The sequence below is a fragment of the Verrucomicrobiia bacterium genome, assembly GCA_035629175.1.
Taxonomy (GTDB): domain Bacteria; phylum Verrucomicrobiota; class Verrucomicrobiia; order Limisphaerales; family DASXHY01; genus DASXHY01.
Genome location: DASPIL010000031.1, coordinates 68,603 through 90,183 on the forward strand (window position 1 = coordinate 68,603; position 21,581 = coordinate 90,183).

Sequence of the window (21,581 nt, forward strand, 5' to 3'; positions counted from 1 at the left end):
ATCCGATCAGCCGCGGATTGGATTCCGCATGGCCGCGATCCGCTGCCAGGTTTCGTTGCGCAATGGCGCCCGGGTTGAAAGCCGTCGAGGCATCAATGACACGGCAGAGGCCAGTGCCCGTAAAAACTCGACCGGGTAGTTTCCACGTAAGGATTGAATAAAGTGATAGCCAAGACGCGGGAACAAATAGGTGATTGCGCGCAGCCAGGGATAACAAGCGAGCGCCACAAGAATCTGATTTCGTGGCTTGTAGAAAACGTTGATTTTGCTCCGCGTCGAAACTGCATGCACATGATGGGACACTTGGAGATCGGGGCAATGCATGATCGAGCCGCCTCTGTCCAGGATGCGGAAAGCGAGCTCCACTTCTTCGTAATGCATGTAAAGGATCTCGGGAAACATGCCAGCATCCATCATCTCCTGACGCCGAAAGGCGTACCCCGTCCCGCTAAAATAATGGGTCATGAACTGCCGGTTTCCGTACTCCGTCACGGGCACCGGATGCCACCAACGCGGCACATCGTCAGACAGGCCGTCATGTCCCATAATCCGAAATGCCAGCCCTGTGACATCGGGATTTTGCTGGAAGGTCGCCAGGACCCTCTTCAACAGTGTCGAGTCTGGCACCGTGACATCACTGTCGAATCCCACAACAAACTCACCTCTCGCTGCGAGGATCCCGCGATTCCGACTGACTGCGGGACCGCCATTCGAAGCGTTGGAAAGAACAGTCGCAGAAGGGAAGTGCTGACGGACTGCATCTGCAGTGGTGTCCGGCGAGCAGTCATCTACCACGATCACCTCGAAATCGACGCCCTGCTGCTTGAACACGGTATCCAGCAGCTTCTGCAGACTGTCACGGCGATTGAATGCCGGAATGACAACACTGATCACGGGAGAATTCATGGTCCGCCCTCCGAAATGGAGCGCCTGTATTTTGATTAACGAACCGGCTTAGGAGCGAGCCTCGGCGTTCGTGCCTCGGGTGCAAAGGCGGGATACCCGGCCAGCCATTCACCGCGCTTCTTCCACAGGGCGCACCACGTCGAATCAGGTTTCCGAAGCATCGCTGCGGCAAGGCTGCGAAGTCCGACCCCAAGTTGCAGCATCCAGAGACCTGCCTGCTGACGAATGCCGCTCCAGTGCGTCCGAACGTAACAGGCTTTTCCTCGATACAGGAGCAGGGCCTTGTGCAAGGGCGTGGAGGACGATTGCCCAACTTCATGGACCAGTTCAGCAGCGGGACAAATCACGGGGCGGAAGCCGCTTTTGCGGGCCCGCATCGCGAGATCGGTGTCCTCACCGTACATGAAAAATCGTTCGTCGAGACCATTCAGCTTCCGCCAGACAGTGAGCGGCGCGAGAAGGAAACACCCGGTGATGACGCCGACTTCCCGAACAGTGTCGCGTTTCCATTGGCCCAACCCTTCCGGATGGAAGAAGGCGCTCCTCGGAGCAATGGCGCTCAGGCCAACTGCAAAGGTCGCTAGGCTCCATAATGACGGCAAACCCCAGCAAGAAGACCGCTCCAGGCTTCCGTCCTCCTTCAGTGTGCGGCCGCCATAGATTCCGTAACTCGGATTGGCGCGCGCGAATTCTACCACAACGCCTATGGCGTTTCGCAGGATGATAGTGTCGGGATTCAGCAGGAGGACGAATTCTCCGGTTGCGTGGCGACACGCTTCATTGACACCCGCCGCGAAGCCAAGGTTTTTTCCAGGCAGGATCAATTTCACCTGAGGAAATCGGTTCTGCACGATTTTGGCGGTGCCGTCTGCAGGACTGTTGTCGAGGACAATTACTTCCTGCGTGATGTTCTGGCACTGCGCAAAGACGCTCTCGAGACAAGCAACGATCTGCTTCTCGGAGTTGTACGTTACGATGATGACCGATACGTCAATCATGCGAGACTGGTTTGCTCCGCTGAGCCACGACCTTTGCGGGAACGCCGACAGCTATGGATCCTGCAGGAATGTCCCTGGTGACGACCGCTCCCGCACCGATGATGCATCCGTCGCCGATCGAGACGCCGGCAGTCACCACGACGCGTGCTCCAAGCCAGACGTCGTTTCCTAGAACCACGTCTCTTTCACGACGCGGTTGTTGCCGGAACGGAACGCCCGCAACGAACTGGTAATCGGACGCGGTAATGAAGACTTCCGGTGCCAGAGAGACGAAATTTCCAATCACGATTTTACCCGTTTCAGCGCCGGCCCAGAGGTAGCAACGCTCGCCAATATGCGAATCGTGGCCAATCTCGATCAAGTGTCCGTTTCGGAGCGAGACGTTTGGAGCCATGCCGGTTCCGTGGCCGATTCTCATCCGCCGTTTTTCCCGAACGTGGCTATAACCGTAATAGTGAATGATCCGAAACGCGTGCAGATAGGAGCCGACGTCGAACAGGGAGACGATAACGCGGGAGAGGCGGACGCGTAGCGACCGGTCAGAAGGATGGCTTTGAGACGGGGTTGCTTCAGCGAGCGGCATTGGATTGGGGGGCATGCATTGGAGAATTATGCAGCCGGGCCTGCGGGGTAGGGACTTTCAGCGGAGAGTTTGGAATCTGGTGAATGAAGCCGGTAATCGCGGCGAGGAGTCCTTCGCTCGCGAAGGCGCCGATGCGTGCGCGCGGCTTCAATTCGGCAAGCTCGCGCAGTTGCTGATCAAGCTGCTTCTCGTCGAATGCAACATGCACCTTGTTCATCTCAGCCAAACGACGGGCCGTGGCGAGTTGATGGTCGTTGCGCTGTTCGCCCAACCGCGCCTGACGCGGCATGACGAGGATTGGCTTTCCGTAATGCAAGGCCGACAGGATCGTGCCCATTCCTGCGTGGGCAATCACTGCGGTCGCCGAGGAAAACATATGGGTGAACTCCGGCGGTTCCAGAAATTTGCTGAACTTGATGTGCGACGGTTGCCAATCGGTATCGCCAATCTGGGCGAACACGTCGGTCCTCCCGGTTTTCTTCGCCCATTGGTCCACCGCGTTGATCAGCCGATTAAATGGCAAGTCTGTTCCGACGGTTACAAAGATCATAATACGCTCCCATGGAAAAAGGGTCCTTGATTCTCAGCGAGGTGCGGCCACTGCGTCAGCCACAAGTCTGCGTGGCGTTTGGCTTTTTGGCCGGACATCGACAACACCTCGACATTTGCGACGCTGTCCACCCAGACAGTGCGCGCTCCCAAATATTTGCCAATCAGAATTCCGAAATAGCCCGGCGCTGCTCCCGTTGAAATGACTACATCCGGGCGCACCCGCAGCAGCACCCACAGAACACCCAAAGCGGTTCGCATGAGCGCAAGCTTGCTCCAGCGATTCGAGTCAGGAATGACTCGGAAATTCGCCCCGTTTACTTCCGAACGGTAGCTTTCACGCACCGTCACGAACGTGACATCGCATCCCTCGAATGCCGGGCGAAGGCGCAGGAGTTGAACCCAATGCCCTCCTCCCGAAGAAATGGCTACGACCCGTTTCGGGCGATTTTTCATCCGTTGCGCCTGCTGCCGATTAAGTCGCAGAGGATATTTCCAACGATCGGATCGGCAAGGTCTGGGAATCGCGCAATTCCTGCTGCCCAATGCATTTGTAAATGAATCCGAGACTTTCCAGAATTTTCGGATCGAGCAGGTTGCGTCCATCAAAAAGGATGGGATGGGACATGACCAGGCGCGCCTTCTCCAGATCGAGCTTCTTGAACTCAGGCCACTCGGTAGCAATTACGAGCGCGTCACAACCTTCCGCAACGGCGTTCATGTCCTCCACATATTCCACATCCGGAAGCAGGGCTTTCGCCTTTTCCATGGCCTTCGGATCGTGCACGCGCAGTGTCGCGCCGAGTTTGAGAAGACGTTGACACAATTCGATCGCAGGGGACATCCGCACATCGTCGGTGTTCTGCTTGAAGGCCAATCCGAGGACGCCGATCTTCTTGTCCTTCAGGATCCAGAGCGTGTCCGTGATCTTTTTGACAAACCGGTCCATTTGCTGCGCGTTGATGCGCTGCACTTCCTTCAAGAGAGCAAAATCGTATCCCAGTTGCTCCGATATGGCGATAAAGGCGCTGAGATCCTTTGGGAAGCAGCTGCCGCCGAAACCCAGGGACGCATCAAGGAAACGCCGGCCGATTCGGGCATCCATGCCGATTCCGTCCGCGACCTGCTGCACATCCGCGCCGGAGGCTTCGCAGATCACAGAGATTGCGTTGATGTAGGAAATCTTGAGTGCGAGGAACGAGTTCGCGGCATGCTTGATGAGTTCCGCGGAGTTGATATCCGTGACGATGATGGGAGCCCCGAACGGTTCATAGATTTCGCGCATGGCCGTGACGGGCCGCTGACTCGCGACACCCACCACCACCCGGTCGGGTTTCATCAAGTCTTCGACGGCAAAACCTTCGCGCAGGAACTCGGGATTGCTGACCACATCGAATTCGACCTTGGTCTTGCAATAGCGGCGGATCGTTTCGGCAACTTTTTCGCCGGTTTTTACGGGCACCGTGCTCTTGTCCACGACGATGCGGTATTCCTTGATGGCACTGGCGATTTCACGGGCGACTTTCTCGATGAAACTTAAATCGACTGAGCCGTCAGGCAAAGGCGGCGTGGGAACTGCGATGAAGATGACCTGCGACGCGGCCACGGCCTCTGCAATGTCGTTTGTAAAGCTCAGGCGTCCCGCGGCCTTGTTTCGATGGACCATTTCCTCCAGTCCTGGTTCGTAGATGGGAATCCCGCCGCGGTTCAGGAGATCGACCTTGGATCGGTCATTGTCGACACAAATCACTTTGTGACCGACCTCTGCGAAACACGCTCCGGTGACAAGCCCCACATAACCAGTTCCCACGATAGCAATTGAACTCATAATGATTTCTCGATGTATTTGTTTAGGATGCACCCTTGCCGAGCAGAACCACCGGGACGGTTTTGGCGAGGATTTTGCAGTCCAACCATAACGACCAGTTCTCGATGTATTCCCGGTCCATGGCCATCCAGTCCTGGAATGACACTTCGTTTCGGCCGCTGATCTGCCATAAGCAGGTCAAGCCAGGTTTGATCGACAACCGTTTCCGATACAGCCAGTCGTATTTGTCCACTTCGCCCGGCAATGGCGGACGCGGTCCGACCAGGCTCATCTCGCCCTTCAAAACGTTGTAGAGCTGCGGAAGTTCATCGATGCTCGTGCGCCTGATGAATTTGCCCACCTTAGTGATGCGGGGATCGTTTTTGACTTTGAAGACCGGGCCATCCATCTCGTTCAAGTGCGCGAGAGCACTTTTTCGCGTTTCCGCGTCCACCACCATTGACCGGAACTTGTAGAGGCGGAACCGCCGCTTGTTCATTCCAACACGTTCCTGGACAAAGAATACCGGGCCGGGGCTTGTGGTAACCACCGCAATGCCGACGATCAGCAAAAGAGGGCTGAGCACAACCAGCAGCAGGGCCGATATCAGCAGGTCAGCGAGACGTTTGATCAGCAGTTGCACCAGCAATTGTTCTCGGAACATCGTGATGACGTATTCCCCGTCAAACGATTCGAGGTGCAGTTTCTTCAGCAACAAGGCGTCTTCGGCGTCGGGCAACAACCGAACCACAACTCCCAGCTCCTTGGCAGCACGAACGATTTTGGCGATGTTCGAAAACTGCTCCTCCACGGGCAAACAAATCAGAACCTCGTCGACGGTTCCATGGCCGACGATTTCCTGGAAGTCGTCCATCGATCCCTTGATAGCCCAGCTTGCCTGTGAACTGGGGCTTTCGACTGCCTTGTTCTCAAGGGGTTCCTCACTGATGAAACCGACAATTTTATATCCGAGTTCCGGGCTGGCATCGATGCGTGCGGCCATGGTTCTTGAACGCAGATTGGTCCCAACGATTAAGAGATACCGATAATTGTATCCGAAAGCGCGAATGGTCATCAGGAACCACCTGATGAATACGCGACTCAGCACACCCAGAACCGTCACCATTGTCCAGAACATCACGATCATCGTGACAGAGATCCGGTCGAACGAGGCAACGGACGCGACAAGCATCAGCCAGAAGGATGCTGCGGTTGTCGCCTTGATCAGGTCGATCAACTGGGAGACGAGGGTGTTGAAACGATTTGCGTTGTAACGAACGAAAGCATTGAACGTGACGTTCCATCCGATAATCAACAGCGCAATCCCTATGGCGTCCGACGCGTCGTACGAACGCTTGAAGATTCCGATCGGCGAACCGTTCCCGGTCAGAAGCGGCAGCCATTCGCCTGCCGCTGCGAGGCAGCAGAAAACCAGGATCTGGTCGAAGAGACGAAATCCCTGGATCAATAATTTGTGCCGAAGGCGGATCATATCTTACTGGTTAAGTCCAACCTTATCGGACGACGATGGAATCACTGAACTGCTCAGAGTTCCAGGTCCGTTGATCCTGCAATTTTGACCGATGCAATGGCGCGCGAGCTCGCGCGGCACCCCATGCCAGAAGCGATCGGATGCGTGCTTGCGGATATGCTTCAAGAAATCGATGTAAAAGCTGACTGGGTAGTTTCCTGGCGAGCCGCTTCCGTCGCTCAGGTTCATGTAATCCGGATGAACATTCACGAGGACCATGCCGCCCCTCTCCGCAATCCAGTCAAACTTCCGAATCCAGATGCTCGGGTCCTTTTCCTTGAGCAGAAGGAAGAGGGTCGAATCCTGGGGAAGGGTGTAGGGCAGCTCCATATACCCCGTAGCCCAAGGCGATTTGCGATTGCCATTCTGTTGACCGTTCGCTTCTTCACATCGTCCGCGGGGAACCCAAAAAGGGAAGATCGTGTGGCGTCCGTCGGGCTGAGGCTCGAATGGATCGGTGTCAAAAGTTGAAGCGTCGTAAGTGACGTTGAGATCATGCAGCCATTCCAGGTTGTGCAGCATGAAGCCGGAGCGGAAACCGACTGCGCCCCAGGAGCGGAGGTAATCGTTGATCCGTTCCGCTTTGCGTCGGAAATCATCCCGATTCTGGAAAAGCTTCCCATTGTGTTGCAGATCATGAACACCGACTTCGAATCCTTCGTTCGTCAGTTTTCCGCGCAGCGTTCCGTTGACGCGATAGGAACCTTCAGGGATGAAATTGAAGGACGAGCGAAACCCGAGATCCTTTTCGATTTGCGCGAGGGCTTCGCAGTTCGCCAATCCTTCAGGTCCTTCTACATCGTGAGTGAGGACCACGCCGAACTGTTTTCCATCGGGCCAGCCCCGCCAACTGTCAGGCTTCTTCTCCGACCCGGGGAGGATGGGCCACACGTCCTGAACGCGTCTCCGCTTCCATCGCGCGAACTGCCCACGTACCGCCATTCGGACCTGCCGCGGGATCAGAGGTTTAAAGCGGTAATAGAGGCGATTTCTAAACACGTTCGTTGTTAAAAGCTGAAACGCTGAAAAGCTAAAAAGCTAAAAAGCGTTCAAAGGCCAATGCTTAAAAAACTGAAAAGCAAAAATGCTTAAAAATCAGCGGCGTCTTAGCTTGGAGACGATTGTTGTGAAGATTGCGAGCAGTTCTCCACTTTCTCGGTTTACCAGTTCCACTTCAGTGCCCGTGATTCCACAATCATCTCGAAGAAGTTCGGTCCAGAGTTGGGTTTCGTCGGCTTCCTGTAACAAACCGTCGAGTTTTGAGCAGAACTCGCTGTCGGAGCGCGCCCGTGATGCTTCGCGGGCATGTGCTGCTACCGAAGTGCCGGATCGAAGGAGTTGATGACCTAGAACCTCAACTTCCTTGCGCTGCCGAGGCAGAGCGACGTAAAGACGAATGACTGCAGACGCATAAGCTTTCGTCCTTTCCCTCAACTCCTCAGACAGGCGGCTCATCGTTCGATATAAACGCTGAAAATCTGAAACGCTAAAAGGCTAAAAGAGGCGTTTCGGAAAAGAGCTTGCCTTAAAGCCGCTTGGGATAATCCCTCTCGTTTGCGGTTTTTCCGCTGTTTCACTCCGGGACGAATTTCAGCTTTCAGTTTTCAGCTTTTCAGCGTTTGCCTTACAGCTCTTGCTGCAATGCCTTCGGCACGTAGGTGCGGGTTTTGTTGAGGACGACGCCGACGTTGGCTTTGGTCTGGGTTAGCATGTCCACGGCTCGCTTCACGATGTCCCGATCGGTCTTTTCGGATTCCACCACCAGAAAGACCATGTCCATGAACCGCGCCAGTCGGGAGGTGGGACTGATCTGGCTGACCGCCGGCATGTCGAAGATGATATAGTCGTAATCACTGGCACGAAGCTTAGGGATTAGGCTTTGAAAACGTTTGTGCAGAATGCGAGGCAGGTTGCGATCGCCGGGACTGTCAGCCACGACAAACAAATTGTCGGTCACCATTGCGTCTTCGCGCTTGGTCCCATTGCCTTCGAGAAGTTCGTCCAAACCGCAGGCAAGCTTGCCATGGTGGAAATGCGCAGCGGCGCCTCGTTCCAGTTCATTCATGTCCACCAGCAAAACGTTTCCATCTCCGGTTTCCGAGAGAGTCGCTGCCAGCCCGCTCGCGATGGTGCTGACGCCGCTGCTCGGCGCACAGCCCGTCACCGCCACCAGCTTTGGCTTGTGGGTAAGATTCTGCGCTTCAAAGAAGAGCAACAGACGGTCGCGCAATGTTTCGTAATAGGTGCGCATTTCGGAATCTTCGTTCCAGGGAAATGCAGGGGGTGTATTGCCGTTGGTGGCATGCCCGTTTCCATTCGTGGCGGGAGCCCCAAGGAGCTTGCGGCGACTGTTACGAGAGTAGGGGATGGAGAGGAAGAGCGGAACTTTCAGCTTCTGCTCAATCTCGATGGGCCGTTTGATTGACCGGTCGAGATACATCTCGATACCAAACGCCACGGCAATTCCCAGCAGGAGGGAACCGATTGCGACTCCGATGGCAATCTGAGCTGTCTTTGTGATAGTCCGACTGGGGGGAGTGGGGCTTTCAACCGTGCTGATGTTGGATATCCGGCCAGAACTTAAAGCGTCATCAAATCTTGCGCTGCTCAGCCGGGATGAAAAGTCCTTGTAGTTCCGCTCCAGAAGATCTCTCTTGCGACGCAGTTCGTTGATGTCGCTTTCGATTTCCGCGATCTGTGCTGCTTCGAGGCGAATTTTCTGCATTTGCTCATTAAGCACACCGATCTTCGACTGAATCTGGCGGATTTGGGCGAGTTGTATCCAAACATCCCGCTGGGTTACGACAGGCCCGTCGGCCGTCATTTGAGTCGCTGCGGCAGTTGGTGTCCCCAGCAACTGCGGAAACTCTGCTTCCAAGGCGGTCATCGCCGTCTCCTTTTCGGCGATTTGCTTCTGGATATCAAGCACGCGAGGAGAATCAGGGAGATACTGGAGCAGGCGGTCCTTCTCGACCTTGCGCAGGGTTTCCAAAAGCGCTGAAACTTTTTTGTACTCTTGTACTTTTTCAGGGGGAGCAGATGTCGCTGTCATGGAGACCATGTTGGATTCCATGGAAACGGGAACCATGTTTGTCAAGTCAGTGAAGTAAAGCTGCCGTGCCCTTAGGTCGGCTTCAGCAGCGAACAAGTTTTCTCGAATGCGCGCGATCTGTTCCGCACATGCGCGTTTGCTGTCTTCCAAGGTAAGAACGGGCGACTTCCCCTCGACAGTCCGGAGCTCTTGTTCCGTCTGTTGCAGTTCGACGCGAAGTTGGTCCGTTTGCCGGGTGAGCACTTCGTCAAGTGTGCCAGGTGCGTGATAAACCTGCTGATGAATCCGGAGATAACTCGCAATGACCTGGTTCAGAACCGGCTGAACAACGGCAGGGTCAGGGTGTTGGAAGGTAATCCCGATGACAGAGCCTCGCGCCTCAGGGATCAAGCCCCCGCGCACCACCCCGGCAGCTGCGCCCAAATCCGAACCGCCACTGACTTTGCTGAGGATATTCGAAGCGCCGATCGCCTCGGCAACTTGGCGAGCCAAATCAAAGCTCGACAGAATCGCGAGTTCCGAACTCATCACGGTGGAACCACGGCCGCCCGGGGTCATCACGGTGTCGTCACTGCCGGTGACAATCGACCGGGTGTCGGTGATATAGCGAATCAAGAGTCTCGTGCGAGACTCATAGACTTTCGGCTGCGTAAACCAGATCGCACCACCTGCGACAAGTCCGATTGCCCAAATCAGCAGAATCTTCCATTTGTGCCGAAAAACGGCGTGGTATGCGTCGCCGATCTTGAAATTCGGTCCAGCGGACGGTGGATTGGGATGAGACATAATGAAATTGGAACATGGCCCGCTGCCTAGGCCACGTGTTTATACAGCAATGCGCCGATCAGACGAAGGATGGAAAGTGGAACATGGCGCAGAACGCTTGCGTGACGGCCGGAACTATCATCGGTTGAAGGGACGCAGGCGGCTGTCGAGATATCGTAGCGATGATAACCGATCGCAAGTTCCTCAGCACCCCAACCGAGTTTAAAACGGCGCAACCCTTCCTGGCCGATGGAGGTTCGGCCGAAATCCAAGATGCGCGCTCCCAAGGCGCTGAGCCATTGAATCGCTTTCCACATCACGAGATTATTTGCGCGCAGCTCCAGGAATACGGGGTCCGAGGCGCCAAACTTATAGATCGAGTGCGCGCCTTTATGTAAAAACACAGCGGCTGCGATCGGCTTGCTCTGGTATCGGGCTGTAATTACCATGCCCAGGCCTTGGGACAGAATGTGGCGGTGAAGATTCAAAAAAAGACGGAACGGTTGCGGCGGTATCCCATGCTTTTGCCGTGTTTGACAGTGAAGCAGATAATACGTTCGGAGCGCATCAAGGGTGTTTGACTTGTCGATTGTGACGCCGGCCCGTTCTGCTTTTCGAATGGCGCGACGGACCGAACTTTCAAATCCGTTGAATAGCGTGTCAGCCGACGCTGAAAGGTTCAATGTGTGTCTGTGGAACTGGATTGACGGTTCGTTGAACTTCGGGTGTTCCAGATCGGAAAGGTCGGATCGGAATTCCAGGTACTTCCATTTCCGCTGCTCTCCTAGTTGAATGGCCTCGTTGATCAGTTCGCGTTGCGAATCTTTGTCACCCAGCATTGGACACGAGTCGGTGAAGGGGAGGCAGATGCCTCGGCGGCCGGTGAGCCAGCTATCAACTTCCAGTAAGGGCAGGGCGGCGGACCCTCTCCCTAGCCCTCTCCCATCTGACCCATCCTCAGTCAAGCCACTTTGGAGGGCAGGTTGGAGAGGGAAGGGAATTGATGGATCTGCGTCGCTTGCGAGGGCTTCTCTTGCGATTAGGTAATGCGGGGTGTAGCCGTAGGTTTCCCGCAAGACTGCTGCCCATGCACCGGTGTGGAATACATTGAAACCTTCAAGCCCGGAAACTGCGGCGTCCCACTCCGTTCCCGCTCGCGGATCGATACGTTGAATTTCCACGCAGCGGGTTGCGCAAGTTTCAACATTCGCGCAGGGTTGCCCGACCGAGTTCGGGCGGATGCAGGCACCGTGGATGCGTTAACGACCGGAGCTGCACGTCATGCGGTCACGGCCTTCTCAGAAACAGCATAGTTTCCCGCTGCCTTCAAGTGCCCGCCGTTTGCCGCCAGTTTCTTTGCAGCCAATACCCGGTCTTCCAACACGACCACGCCACCGTTCATTTTCAACGATGCCGACGAAGCTTCCAGGATGCGAACCAGCTCCAAACCGCGACGGCCATGCGTCAGTGGCGTGATACCTTCTCGAATGCAATCCAGAAAGTGCTGGCATTCAGACTTCAAAGGCTCCTCGTGTTTGATGTACGGAACATACATGTCGCCGTAATGATAGGCGTATTGGAACTCTCCGAATGTGTCGTAATGCGGCGGACGGTCGACACAGGCGTCGAACACCTTGATTTTGTCGAGCGTGGCAACATCATCATAGACGATCATCCGTTTGCTACCGACAATAGTCATTTCACGTGTCTTCCGCGGATCGAGCCAGCTGCTGTGAATAATCGCCGAGCGGTTCTGGCGGAAAGACAAGCACATTGCCGTAACGTCCTCGACTCCAGGCGTCACATGAGCGCTTCCAGTACAGTTCACACTCAATGGCATTTCCTCGGTGATATGGAGGATGATTGAAAGATCGTGAGGAGCCAAATCCCATGCGACGTTGATGTCTTGCTGGAATAAACCAAGGTTCAGCCGACGAGCGGAAATGTATCGAATGTCACCCAGATCGCCCCATTCCACGATTTCCTTGATCTTCCGAACCGCGGGTGAATACAGGAATGTGTCGCCCACCATCAACACGAGCCCCTTGTTTTCGGCGATGTCAACAAGCTCCTCGCAATGCGCGACCGAATCGGCCAAAGGCTTTTCCACGAGCGTATGTTTGCCGGCAAGGAGACTGGCTTTCGCCATCGGGAAGTGATGCTTGACAGCCGTTGCGATCACAACAGCGTCGACATCGTAATCCGTCAGCATGCGTTCAAACTGAGTCTCCGTTGCGGCTTCCGGATACAAGTTCTTCAAATGTTGCAGGCGTTGAACGCTGACATCGCACATAGCCTTCAGCGTGCAGCCCGGAAGAGACCGGAAATTGCGTATGAGGTTGGGGCCCCAGTAGCCGCAGCCCACGACGCCAACGTTGATGTGTTTGGTCATAATTTTGCTTCTTGAATAAATGTGGTCAGTAGTTGCGGAGGGCTGCGCCTGCTGGTTTGGGATCATTGACGGGGCTGTGCGACGCTCCGGGGGGTGACTAAATTGGGATGTGAAACGCGACTCAGAGCCGTCTGTACGGGCTCCGCACTTGTTCGCGAATTGAATTCTTTTCGCAAACTTCAACGGCGTTCCCAATGCTTCCCATATTTCCAGCGCTCGTTGCCGGCGCGCTCCTCTGGCGCTTCAATATCATCTTCTGCGCCAATCCAATGTTCTGCGGCAAACAGAGGTCCTTTTGGCCCGTGGCAAGCCCCGCGAGAACCGGGCCAAAACTGCCATGCTAGGTCACCGCCGCGAGGGCCGGAAGGAGATCGGCCATTCTTCGATTTTCCAAGGTCACCGCGCTCCGATCGACTTCCACAAGCGTCGGGCGTCCAAGCACATCCATCAGGACTTGAACGCGGCGCCTCGCGGGCATCGAACGCAGCACCACCCCGGAAAGCCCGCGGAAGGCACCTTCCGCGATGATAACGTCCGCGCCAGATTCCAGGCGGTCTTCGACTGGCATCGGCTCCTCGGACTCAAAACAACTGCGCAGATCGGCGATGATCGCATCAGGCACAGGAGGAACCTCATCGCCGAAATGGACGAGGGTGCTCACGCCGTTCACAAAGCGGATGTCCATCATCTGCGAGCGTTCGCAGCGAAGAAAAATGTAACAAGGGAAGAGCGGCTCAACGGTTCGAACAGGACCGCGACGAGTGGCGCGCTCAATGCGCAGCCGGGGATTAAACACTTCCAATCCGACCTGACGAACCAGATTCGCGGCCGCGATGTGCTCATGCTTCGGTTTGGTCCGCGCGCAATACCAGTTCATCGTTTCGATGCAGCTACTTTCAGACTGTGCGATCATACTTCTGTTCCGGGGGCCGCTGCATCTATCGTTCCGCGCGGAACATTCTTTACCTTTAAGTGCGGTGCAACCAGTGGAAGTGCTTCAAATCGCGCCAGTCTTGCACTGTCGGCGATCAACGGACGCGATGCTGCCGTCCGCTTTGTGTCCCAACTTGGTTTCATGGGATGGGATTGTGTACACGGCGGCAGGGGTTGTCTGTCGTGGACAATGCTGATTTTGCCGTCCGTCCGAGCATGACAGGGTGTAGTGGGGAGCGCTACATGGGCGGGCAGGGACGACGGGACGAGGGGACCACGGGACCACGAGACGAAGGGACTAAAGGACGAAGGGACTAAAGGACGAAGGGATTAAAGGACGAAGGGACTCAAGGACGAAGGGACGAAGGGACTACTTTCCGGTTTGTTTTTCAACGGCGGTAATGAGGCCGTGCAGACACGCAAAAGTTCTCCGGCCTGCACCTTCGAGCAATTCAGCTTGTTCGGTTGTCAGGTAACCTAAGCGGCTAGCCAAGTGGACAAAGTATTGGGTCTCGCTAAGCGAACCGCGCGATATGTAGAGAAAGTGTAGGTAATCGCGTTGGGTCTCGCGTGAGGAACCTTCGACTATATTGGCCGGAACCGAATACGCGGCACGGCGAAGCTGGCTCGTCAGACCGTAGATCTCTGCCTGTGGAAAGTTCCGAGTGCATTCGTAGACCGCCAATGTCAACTCGTCACTCAGCTTCCATGCCTGAATCTTCCTGTAATCCCTCATCCCCTCACCCTTTAGTCCTTTAGTCCCGTCGTCCTTTAGTCCCGTAGTCCCGTAGTCCCTTCCATCAGAACCAAACGAAGCGTTCGGGGACGTAGACGATGTCGGAGGGTTTCAGGTAAAATGGCTCGGATTCCGCCCCGTTCATCACCTTGCGAAGATTGAATTGGTAGTGCTTCATGCGGCCATCAACCTCGCGCATGACACGCACGGCCTTCAAATTGGCGGTGCCGTAGTTGAATCCACCGGCTTCCATGATGCCTTCGAGCACCGATAACGGACGATTGGCCATCACTTTGCCGGGACGCAGCACAGCGCCTGTGACGAAGATCGGGTAGCTCGATGACTCAATGAAGACATTCACTTCCTTGTCGATCAATTGATCGCCGTACAGCTTGACGAGTTCGTCCTTCAACTGAATCGGAGTTAATCCCGCTGCAGGCACCTCGCCGACCAGATCCAGGGCGATCTTTCCGTCGCGGCGAATCGTCGTGACCGAGTTCAAGTTCGGGTTTCCAGGAAATCCGATTCGGAGCACATCGCCTTCGCGCAATACGACCGAAACAGAACTATTGCTGTTCGTGGCGTCGGAAACGGTGTTGGTTCCCTGGGCTGCTGCTGCAGCTTGTTTCAGGGCCTCCGCTTCCTTGGTGGCCTTGGGTTTCGGCACCGACGAGGCGCAGCCCGCGCCCGCGTGGATCAGGAACAATGTCGTGACAAGAAGCGCCAGCCGCGAAAGAGCCTGAAAGAATCGTGTTGGGCTGTTCATGGAATGCATGGTCGGAGGAAAGCGCGACTTCTTAAAGCTTTTTGATCAGTACGTGTTTGAAAGCGCCCAGCGAATTGCCATCTGGAGGAGCTCGGATCCGTCCTTCAAACCGAGCTTTTGCTTAATGCGGCAGCGATACGTCTCAACCGTGCTGATGTCGATGTGGAGGGTTTCGGAAATTTGCTGGGTGCTGCGGCCAAGGCCGACTTGTTCAAATACCTGCAACTCTCGCTCTGAAAGGCGTTCCGCCACGGATTGATGCGTCGTGGATGGGGATGCGAGCCGGGACGCTACCTGAGCAGCGGCACGCTCGCTCCAATAAATGTCGCCTGCGATTACCTTGTGCATCGCCTGCACAATGGTCTTGGGCGGTTCCTGCTTGGAAACATAACCGCGGGCGCCAGCTCGAACTGCCCGCTCGGCGGTGATGGTTTCGTCCTGCATCGAGAGGACGAGCGTTTTTACCTTCGGAAATCGGTCGCGGAGATCGCGGATGAGGTCGAGGCCGTCCGAGGATCGCAGGCGAAGGTCAATGATCGCAAGGTCGGGTTGCGCGGCGGCGATGCCTTGCAACGCTTCCTCGCGGTCGTCAGCCTCTCCGCAGAATTCCAGTCCGGATTCTTTCCGGATCGCTTCTTTCAATGCCTGACGCACCAGGGGATGGTCATCGACCACAAAAACCCTGGTTCGCTTCTCCCCATTTGCTGCTTTCTTCATGTGCTCCTGATGACCCCCGGATTAGAGGGTTTTCGAGGGAGGAATGCAAGTCGGAAGGCATTGAAGAGAGGGACTTTAACCACGGATGGACATGGATCTGAAAAAAATGCTGAAACGCTAAAAAGCTGAAATACTAAAACAACCAACCACGAATCACTCGAATCACACGAAACAAAGCATGTAATCGTGAACCTTCCGCGCATGCGCGGGGTAAATACGGTGCACGCTGCGATTCTCCGCGGATTAGCGGGGAACAGACTCTTCGTGCAAGCTTCAGGTCTACGCGATGCGGACAGCGCAGGGCAATGTCTCTACCTTCGACTGCGGATTATGCGGCGTCGGGGGGCTTGATGGGCTGGAATTGCCGGGTTTCGGGGTCGTAGGCGAAGAGTTCCGCGGTGGCTATCTTGAAGAACCAGCCGTGAAGCCGAAGGGAGCCGTCGGCTAATCGCTCTTGAACACACGGATACGAATGCAAGTTTTCAAGAGCGAAGAGAACGTTTTCCTCGGCAGCAGCCGTGCTGCGATGATCGGCAGCCGTCAGGTTCGAGTAATTCTTTTCGAGCGTCTCGCGCACGGGAGCGGCGAGTTCGAGCCAGCGGCTGAGATGCGGCATGTTCTGCAGGCTCGCTGCCGGATTCAACAGGGTTTCCATGGCACCGCATTTCGAATGGCCGCATACGACGATGTCGTTGACCCTCAAGACATCCACCGCGAACTCAATCGCCGCCGCAGTGGAATTCGTCGTGCCCACGACACTCGAAGGCGGCACAATGTTCCCAATGTTCTTCACGACGAAGAGTTCGCCCGGCTGGCTCTGCGTCACGAGTTCTGCCAAAACGCGTGAGTCGGCACAGGTGATGAACAGCGTGTGCGGGCTCTGGCCCGTTCGCGAAAGCTTCTTGAAGAGAGCGCTGTAGCGTCCGAATTCCTCTTTTCGAAACTTGTGAACGCCTTCGATTAGCCGTTGCATTTCACTCAAAACGTCAGTTCTTCAGGGATTTGGCCAGCGTCTCGTTTTTGGCGCGGGATTCCATTGCAAGTTTCTCTTTGAAAGACACATACGCTTTCTGCAGGCGTTCGTCGCCGGTCGCCAGGATCTGCATCGCAAGCAGGCCGGCATTTTTGGCGCCATTGACGGCAACCGTCGCGACGGGAACGCCGGGAGGCATTTGGACAATTGAAAGCAAAGCGTCCATGCCTTCCAGCGCCTTTCCTTGGATGGGAACGCCGATGACGGGCAGGGGAGTGAAAGCCGCCGTGACGCCAGGCAAGTGCGCGGCGCCGCCCGCCCCAGCGATGAATACGCGAATGCCGCGATCGAAAGCGCCGCGGACGAATTCCTCGAGATCGTGCGGGGTTCGATGAGCTGAAATCACGCGCGCGTCGAAGCCGACCTGAAAATCAGCGCAGACGTCGGCCGCGGCTTTCATCACGGGCCAATCCGAATCGCTGCCCATTAAAATTCCAACCCTGAGAGGTGCTGATGAGTTCATGGGCGCGGAGTTTAGGCTGGGACGTGCCAAAGGGCAAAGCGCAAAGCGCCGGGTAACAGGAACAACGAACGAATCGGCGGCAAAGAAGGGGAGGCAACCACGGATGGACACGGATCCAGCAGAAGATGCATGACCACGAAACACACGAACCACACGAAAATGTGGACGGAAAGGCTGCAGTTCCTGTTTGGAACCCAATAGTCGACCACTCCGTATCGCGCGAGGCGGACGCGAATCGGTCTTGGAGCGGGCACACTCCGAAGCGGAAAGGTTGACCGGAGGAAACGGAGATAGCAGAGGAATGCCTGACAAGCTGTAAACCGGTTGAGACACGGATTCGCACGGATTAGCACGGATGGGCGTGATCAAGTGTGTGTGATCACTGCGATCTGTAAACCCCTGGACCCTCTCGCCCTGTGAGGCACGAGCGGGGAGAGAGTTGGAGAGAGGGGATTGAAATCGTCCTAAATCTGAACCTCTGCTTCCTCTGCGAGCTCCTGTTAAAAATTTTGATAGCAGAGATGATGAACGACCCTGCTATGCCTCTGCTCCCCGGGCTGCGCTCGGAAGAGACGGAGTTTAAGAACTACGAGTTTGATCACTACTTTTGATCCAGCCGATATGGATCAAAAATCGACTTCCGCATTGACCGATTGATTGGGCGGTCTAGAGTTTTCGGCCATGATGATGAGGCGCCTCTCCTGCCACGCGGCTTTGCTTTGGCTTTCGCTCTTTGCAGTCTGCTTTTCACTTCCATCCGTTCGCGCAGCCACGTCGCCAGATGATCAATATGTCCGCCTCTACTCGCTTTTCTCCGAGGCTGAGAAACTGAGCGCCGACGGCAAACGCGAGGAAGCCCTCAAGAAGTATCAAGCGGCACAGATCGAATTGATGCAGTTCAAGCGCGCTCATCCGACATGGAATAGCCGCATGGTGACGACACGCCTCGCAGACCTCGCCGACAAGATCAATAAACTGTCGCAGGTTCCTGAACCTGCGACGCCGCAAAGTGCCGCATCGGCAGCCCGGTCTGCCGCAGGTCCGGTCAAGCTTCTCGCGCCAGGCGCCGAACCGCGCCAGGTCCTTCGACTGCAACCCAAGCCGGGCGATGTGCAGAAGGTTGGGATGACCATGACTTTCGATATTTCCATGGAAATGGGCGCCGCACCCGCTCAATCAATCAAGACGCCGCCCATGGATATGACGGTGGAGGTCACGGTCAAGAGCGTGGCCGAGAACGGTGATATCGAATTCGAAAGCGTGATCAGCGAAGTCAGCATGCGCGACGATCCGTCCGTACCCAGCCAGGTCACGGATGCCATGAAAGGGTCCGTGGAAGGGGTGCGTGGGATTTCGACGTCGGGCACGCTGAGCAGCCGCGCGATCAGCAAACACCTGGAGGTCAAGACAAGCGGCAATGTGAACCCGCAAGTGCAACAGACGGTTGACCAAATCAAGGAAGTCCTGGCGAATCTGACGTTGCCGTTGCCTGAGGAGCCTGTGGGGATCGGGGCGCGATGGGAGGTTCGGTCGCCACTGAAGTCGCAGGGAATAACCATCAACCAGGTCACCACGCAGGAACTCACGGCGATGGAAGGCAGCAGGGTGACGCTGAGCACCAGAGTTTCCCAGACTGCAGGCCGCCAAAAAATAACGAACCCAGGGATGCCGTCGATGCAGATGGACCTGGAAAAGTTGACTGGGGCGGGAAGCGGAACCGGCGTGATGGATCTTGTGCGGCTGCTTCCGCTGTCGGGCAATAGCAAGTCGCACCTGGAGATGAATATGTCGATGAATGCTGGCGGTCAGCGGCAGACGATGAAGATGAAGATGGATATCGCGCTGGAGTTGCAGGGGAAATAGGAGCGCGGCGGGCGCGTCTGAGATGTGAACCGGGCTGCCCCTCTCTCCAACTCTCTCCCCGCTCGTGCCTCACGGGGCGAGAGGGTGAGGGAGTTGCGGAGCAAATAGGGAGGACGATGGGCGCGGGTGTGACGGGTTAACCGCCGAAGATTTCCGAAGCTCCGTTACCTCTGTGTGCTCCTGTGAAATTCCAACGGGCTGCCCCTCTCTCCGGCTCTCTCCCCACTCGTGCCTCACGGGGCGAGAGGGTCAGGGAGTTGCGGAGCAAATAGGGAGGGCGGTGGGCGCGGGTGTGACGGGGTTGATCGCCGAAGATTTCCGGACCTCCGTTACCTCTGTGTGCTCCTGTGAAATTCCAACGAGCTGCCCCTCTCTCCGGCTCTCTCCCCGCTCGTGCCTCACGGGGCGAGAGGGTGAGGCGGTGAGGCGGAGTATTACTTTTCTTTTGAATTCAATCCCGAACCCCGACAACATGCGCGCTCGCTCAGGATGCCGAATTCCGTTACCTGAATTCCGCAGTCCGCACGAACATGAAACGCACGCATCATTGCAACGAATTACGGCCGTCCCACATCGGGCAAACAGTCACTTTATCAGGTTGGGTTCACTCCCGCCGCGATCTCGGCGGCTTGATCTTTATTGATATCCGCGATCGGGAAGGCCGCACGCAAACCGTTTTTGACCCGTCGAATGTCGCGGCGGATCTCTTCACCAATGCGGCGGCGTTGCGCAGCGAATGTGTGGTCAGTATCACCGGCAAGGTGCGCCAGCGGCCCGAGGGCACCAACAATTCCAAGATCCCGACCGGCGATGTCGAGGTGGTCGCCGAGCAGCTCGAAGTGTTGAACATGGCTGAGGTCCTGCCGTTTCCTGTCGACGATCCCGAAGTCTCGAGCAAGGTGAACGAGGAACTGCGGCTTCAGCATCGTTACCTGGATCTGCGCCGTCCCGAGATGTCGCGCAACCTGTGCCTGCGTTCCAAGGTCGCCATCACCACGCGCCAATACATGGACGAGCAGGGGTTCCTTGAAGTGGAAACACCGATCCTGTTCAAGTCGACTCCCGAAGGCGCGCGCGAATTCCTGGTGCCGAATCGGCGCGAGCCCGGAACCTTTTACGCGCTGCCGCAATCACCACAGCAGTTCAAGCAGATGCTCATGGTGGCAGGGATGGAACGATACTTCCAGATTGCGCGCTGTTTCCGCGATGAAGATCAGCGCGCCGATCGCCAGTTGGAATTCACGCAACTCGATCTTGAGATGAGCTTCATCGAGCGCGAAGACATTTACGCGCTGATTGAAGGCTACTTGAAACGGGTCTGGAAAACCGCGTTGAACGTGGATATTCCCACGCCATTCAAGCGAATCAGCTTCCAGGAAGCCATGGACCGTTACGGCATCGACAAGCCCGACACTCGATTCGGCATGGAATTGGTCGACTTCACCGAAGCCTTCCGCGCGAGCAGCTTCAAGGTATTCAGCGGCGCGATCGCTAATGGCGGCGTCGTAAAGGCGTTGAACGCGAAAGGAATGGCGGGAGCGACGCAGGGTCAAATCGAGACGATGACCGAATATGCCAAAAGCTTCGGCGCCAAGGGCCTCGCCTACATCAAGGTGGAGAACGGCGAATGGAAATCGCCTATCGTGAAGTTCTTCAACGACGCTGAAAAGCAGGCGCTGATCACAAAGCTGGCGATTGAGGAAGGCGACCTGATTCTTTTTGCGGCAGACCAATGGCTGAATGCCTGCGAGATCCTGGGCAAGATCCGCCTCTATTGCGCAGAGGTTTTGAAAGGGCAGGGAAAGCTCACGATCGATTCGAATCGTTTTGAATTCCTTTGGGTCATCGAGTTTCCGCTGTTGGGTTTCGATCGGGAACAGAATCGTTGGTACTCGAGCCATCATCCCTTCACTGCACCTGTGGCGGATGACATCCCGCTGCTGAAGACTGATCCCAAGAAGGTGCGCGGACAGCATTACGACATCGTGGTGAATGGCGTCGAATTGGGCGGCGGCTCGATTCGGATCCATCAGCCTGACGTGCAGAACACCATTTTCCGGGAGCTCCTGCAGATTCCTGAGGATGTCGTTAAGGCCCGCTTTGGCTACATGCTGGAAGCGTTCAAGTATGGCGCACCGCCGCATGGCGGCATTGCGCTGGGCTTCGATCGGCTCTGCGCGATTCTGTGCAATACGCCGAGCATTCGCGACGTGATTGCGTTCCCAAAGACGGCAAAAGGCACTGACCTGATGACCGACTCGCCGAGCACGGTCGAGCCGAAACAGCTTCGGGAATTGCACATTGATCTGAAGGTGAAGAAGCCTGAAACGCCTGCGGCGTAGCCGAGGAGCGCGGCGTTCACGCCGCTTGGGCTGTGGAAGGCGGGAGTGCGTGGGCAAAATGCCAACGCGTTCGCAGGTTTGGCGTTGAAGCAGACTGAAGCGTGCAGTCTGGGAGCGCGGCGTTTACGCCGTTTGTCGTTTGGAT

The 21,581-nt window shown here is 56.1% G+C and carries 20 protein-coding genes; 2 read left to right on the top strand and 18 right to left on the bottom strand.

The genetic code is table 11. The annotated features are described in order from the left end of the window. Nucleotides 1-6: 6 nt before the first annotated feature. The 18 genes from VEH04_05160 to purE form a co-directional block, all read right to left on the bottom strand. Nucleotides 7-906: a glycosyltransferase gene (locus tag VEH04_05160; GenBank protein ID HYG22153.1), complete on the bottom strand. Its 900-nt coding sequence runs from the start codon at nucleotides 904-906 to the stop codon at nucleotides 7-9. A 35-nt stretch (nucleotides 907-941) separates the two neighbouring features. After that, on the bottom strand, nucleotides 942-1,904 hold the full coding sequence (locus VEH04_05165; GenBank protein ID HYG22154.1) for a glycosyltransferase family 2 protein: 963 nt from the start codon (nucleotides 1,902-1,904) through the stop codon (nucleotides 942-944). Continuing rightward, nucleotides 1,897-2,502: an acyltransferase gene (locus VEH04_05170; protein ID HYG22155.1), complete on the bottom strand. Its 606-nt coding sequence runs from the start codon at nucleotides 2,500-2,502 to the stop codon at nucleotides 1,897-1,899. The genes VEH04_05165 and VEH04_05170 overlap by 8 nt, the downstream gene beginning before the upstream one ends. Next, nucleotides 2,474-3,037 (bottom strand): glycosyltransferase, encoded by a 564-nt coding sequence (locus VEH04_05175; GenBank protein ID HYG22156.1) that lies wholly within the window; start codon nucleotides 3,035-3,037, stop codon nucleotides 2,474-2,476. The genes VEH04_05170 and VEH04_05175 overlap by 29 nt, the downstream gene beginning before the upstream one ends. Continuing rightward, nucleotides 3,034-3,492 (bottom strand): UDP-N-acetylglucosamine--LPS N-acetylglucosamine transferase, encoded by a 459-nt coding sequence (locus VEH04_05180; GenBank protein ID HYG22157.1) that lies wholly within the window; start codon nucleotides 3,490-3,492, stop codon nucleotides 3,034-3,036. Before VEH04_05180 ends, VEH04_05175 begins: the two co-directional genes overlap by 4 nt. 19 nt (nucleotides 3,493-3,511) lie before the next feature. Further along, nucleotides 3,512-4,864, bottom strand: a complete 1,353-nt coding sequence (locus VEH04_05185) for a UDP-glucose/GDP-mannose dehydrogenase family protein (protein HYG22158.1) — start codon at nucleotides 4,862-4,864, stop codon at nucleotides 3,512-3,514. A 22-nt stretch (nucleotides 4,865-4,886) separates the two neighbouring features. Further along, entirely contained in the window at nucleotides 4,887-6,335 is a 1,449-nt protein-coding gene (locus tag VEH04_05190; GenBank protein ID HYG22159.1) for a sugar transferase, read from the bottom strand. Between the two features lie 3 nt (nucleotides 6,336-6,338). After that, entirely contained in the window at nucleotides 6,339-7,265 is a 927-nt protein-coding gene (locus VEH04_05195; protein ID HYG22160.1) for a hypothetical protein, read from the bottom strand. A gap of 204 nt (nucleotides 7,266-7,469) precedes the next feature. Beyond that, complete coding sequence (locus tag VEH04_05200; GenBank protein ID HYG22161.1) at nucleotides 7,470-7,829, bottom strand: four helix bundle protein; 360 nt, start codon at nucleotides 7,827-7,829, stop codon at nucleotides 7,470-7,472. Between the two features lie 169 nt (nucleotides 7,830-7,998). Then, entirely contained in the window at nucleotides 7,999-9,462 is a 1,464-nt protein-coding gene (locus VEH04_05205; protein ID HYG22162.1) for a hypothetical protein, read from the bottom strand. A 776-nt stretch (nucleotides 9,463-10,238) separates the two neighbouring features. Next, nucleotides 10,239-11,372, bottom strand: coding sequence for a GNAT family N-acetyltransferase (locus tag VEH04_05210; protein ID HYG22163.1), 1,134 nt, complete (start codon nucleotides 11,370-11,372; stop codon nucleotides 10,239-10,241). A gap of 98 nt (nucleotides 11,373-11,470) precedes the next feature. Then, on the bottom strand, nucleotides 11,471-12,583 hold the full coding sequence (locus VEH04_05215; GenBank protein HYG22164.1) for a Gfo/Idh/MocA family oxidoreductase: 1,113 nt from the start codon (nucleotides 12,581-12,583) through the stop codon (nucleotides 11,471-11,473). Between the two features lie 340 nt (nucleotides 12,584-12,923). Continuing rightward, entirely contained in the window at nucleotides 12,924-13,496 is a 573-nt protein-coding gene (locus VEH04_05220; GenBank protein HYG22165.1) for a transcriptional activator RfaH, read from the bottom strand. A gap of 390 nt (nucleotides 13,497-13,886) precedes the next feature. After that, nucleotides 13,887-14,252, bottom strand: a complete 366-nt coding sequence (locus VEH04_05225) for a four helix bundle protein (protein ID HYG22166.1) — start codon at nucleotides 14,250-14,252, stop codon at nucleotides 13,887-13,889. Nucleotides 14,253-14,316: 64 nt separating this feature from the next. Then, nucleotides 14,317-15,018: a polysaccharide biosynthesis/export family protein gene (locus VEH04_05230; GenBank protein ID HYG22167.1), complete on the bottom strand. Its 702-nt coding sequence runs from the start codon at nucleotides 15,016-15,018 to the stop codon at nucleotides 14,317-14,319. A gap of 45 nt (nucleotides 15,019-15,063) precedes the next feature. Next, nucleotides 15,064-15,735 (bottom strand): response regulator transcription factor, encoded by a 672-nt coding sequence (locus tag VEH04_05235; protein HYG22168.1) that lies wholly within the window; start codon nucleotides 15,733-15,735, stop codon nucleotides 15,064-15,066. A gap of 328 nt (nucleotides 15,736-16,063) precedes the next feature. Next, nucleotides 16,064-16,708, bottom strand: a complete 645-nt coding sequence (locus VEH04_05240) for a carbonic anhydrase (GenBank protein HYG22169.1) — start codon at nucleotides 16,706-16,708, stop codon at nucleotides 16,064-16,066. Between the two features lie 13 nt (nucleotides 16,709-16,721). Then, nucleotides 16,722-17,231: a 5-(carboxyamino)imidazole ribonucleotide mutase gene (gene purE / locus VEH04_05245; GenBank protein HYG22170.1), complete on the bottom strand. Its 510-nt coding sequence runs from the start codon at nucleotides 17,229-17,231 to the stop codon at nucleotides 16,722-16,724. 681 nt (nucleotides 17,232-17,912) lie between these two features. Here purE and VEH04_05250 point away from each other — a divergent pair. Both VEH04_05250 and aspS read left to right on the top strand, forming a co-directional pair. After that, nucleotides 17,913-19,094, top strand: coding sequence for a hypothetical protein (locus VEH04_05250; GenBank protein ID HYG22171.1), 1,182 nt, complete (start codon nucleotides 17,913-17,915; stop codon nucleotides 19,092-19,094). Between the two features lie 530 nt (nucleotides 19,095-19,624). Next, nucleotides 19,625-21,436, top strand: coding sequence for an aspartate--tRNA ligase (gene aspS, locus VEH04_05255; protein ID HYG22172.1), 1,812 nt, complete (start codon nucleotides 19,625-19,627; stop codon nucleotides 21,434-21,436). Nucleotides 21,437-21,581: the final 145 nt, after the last annotated feature.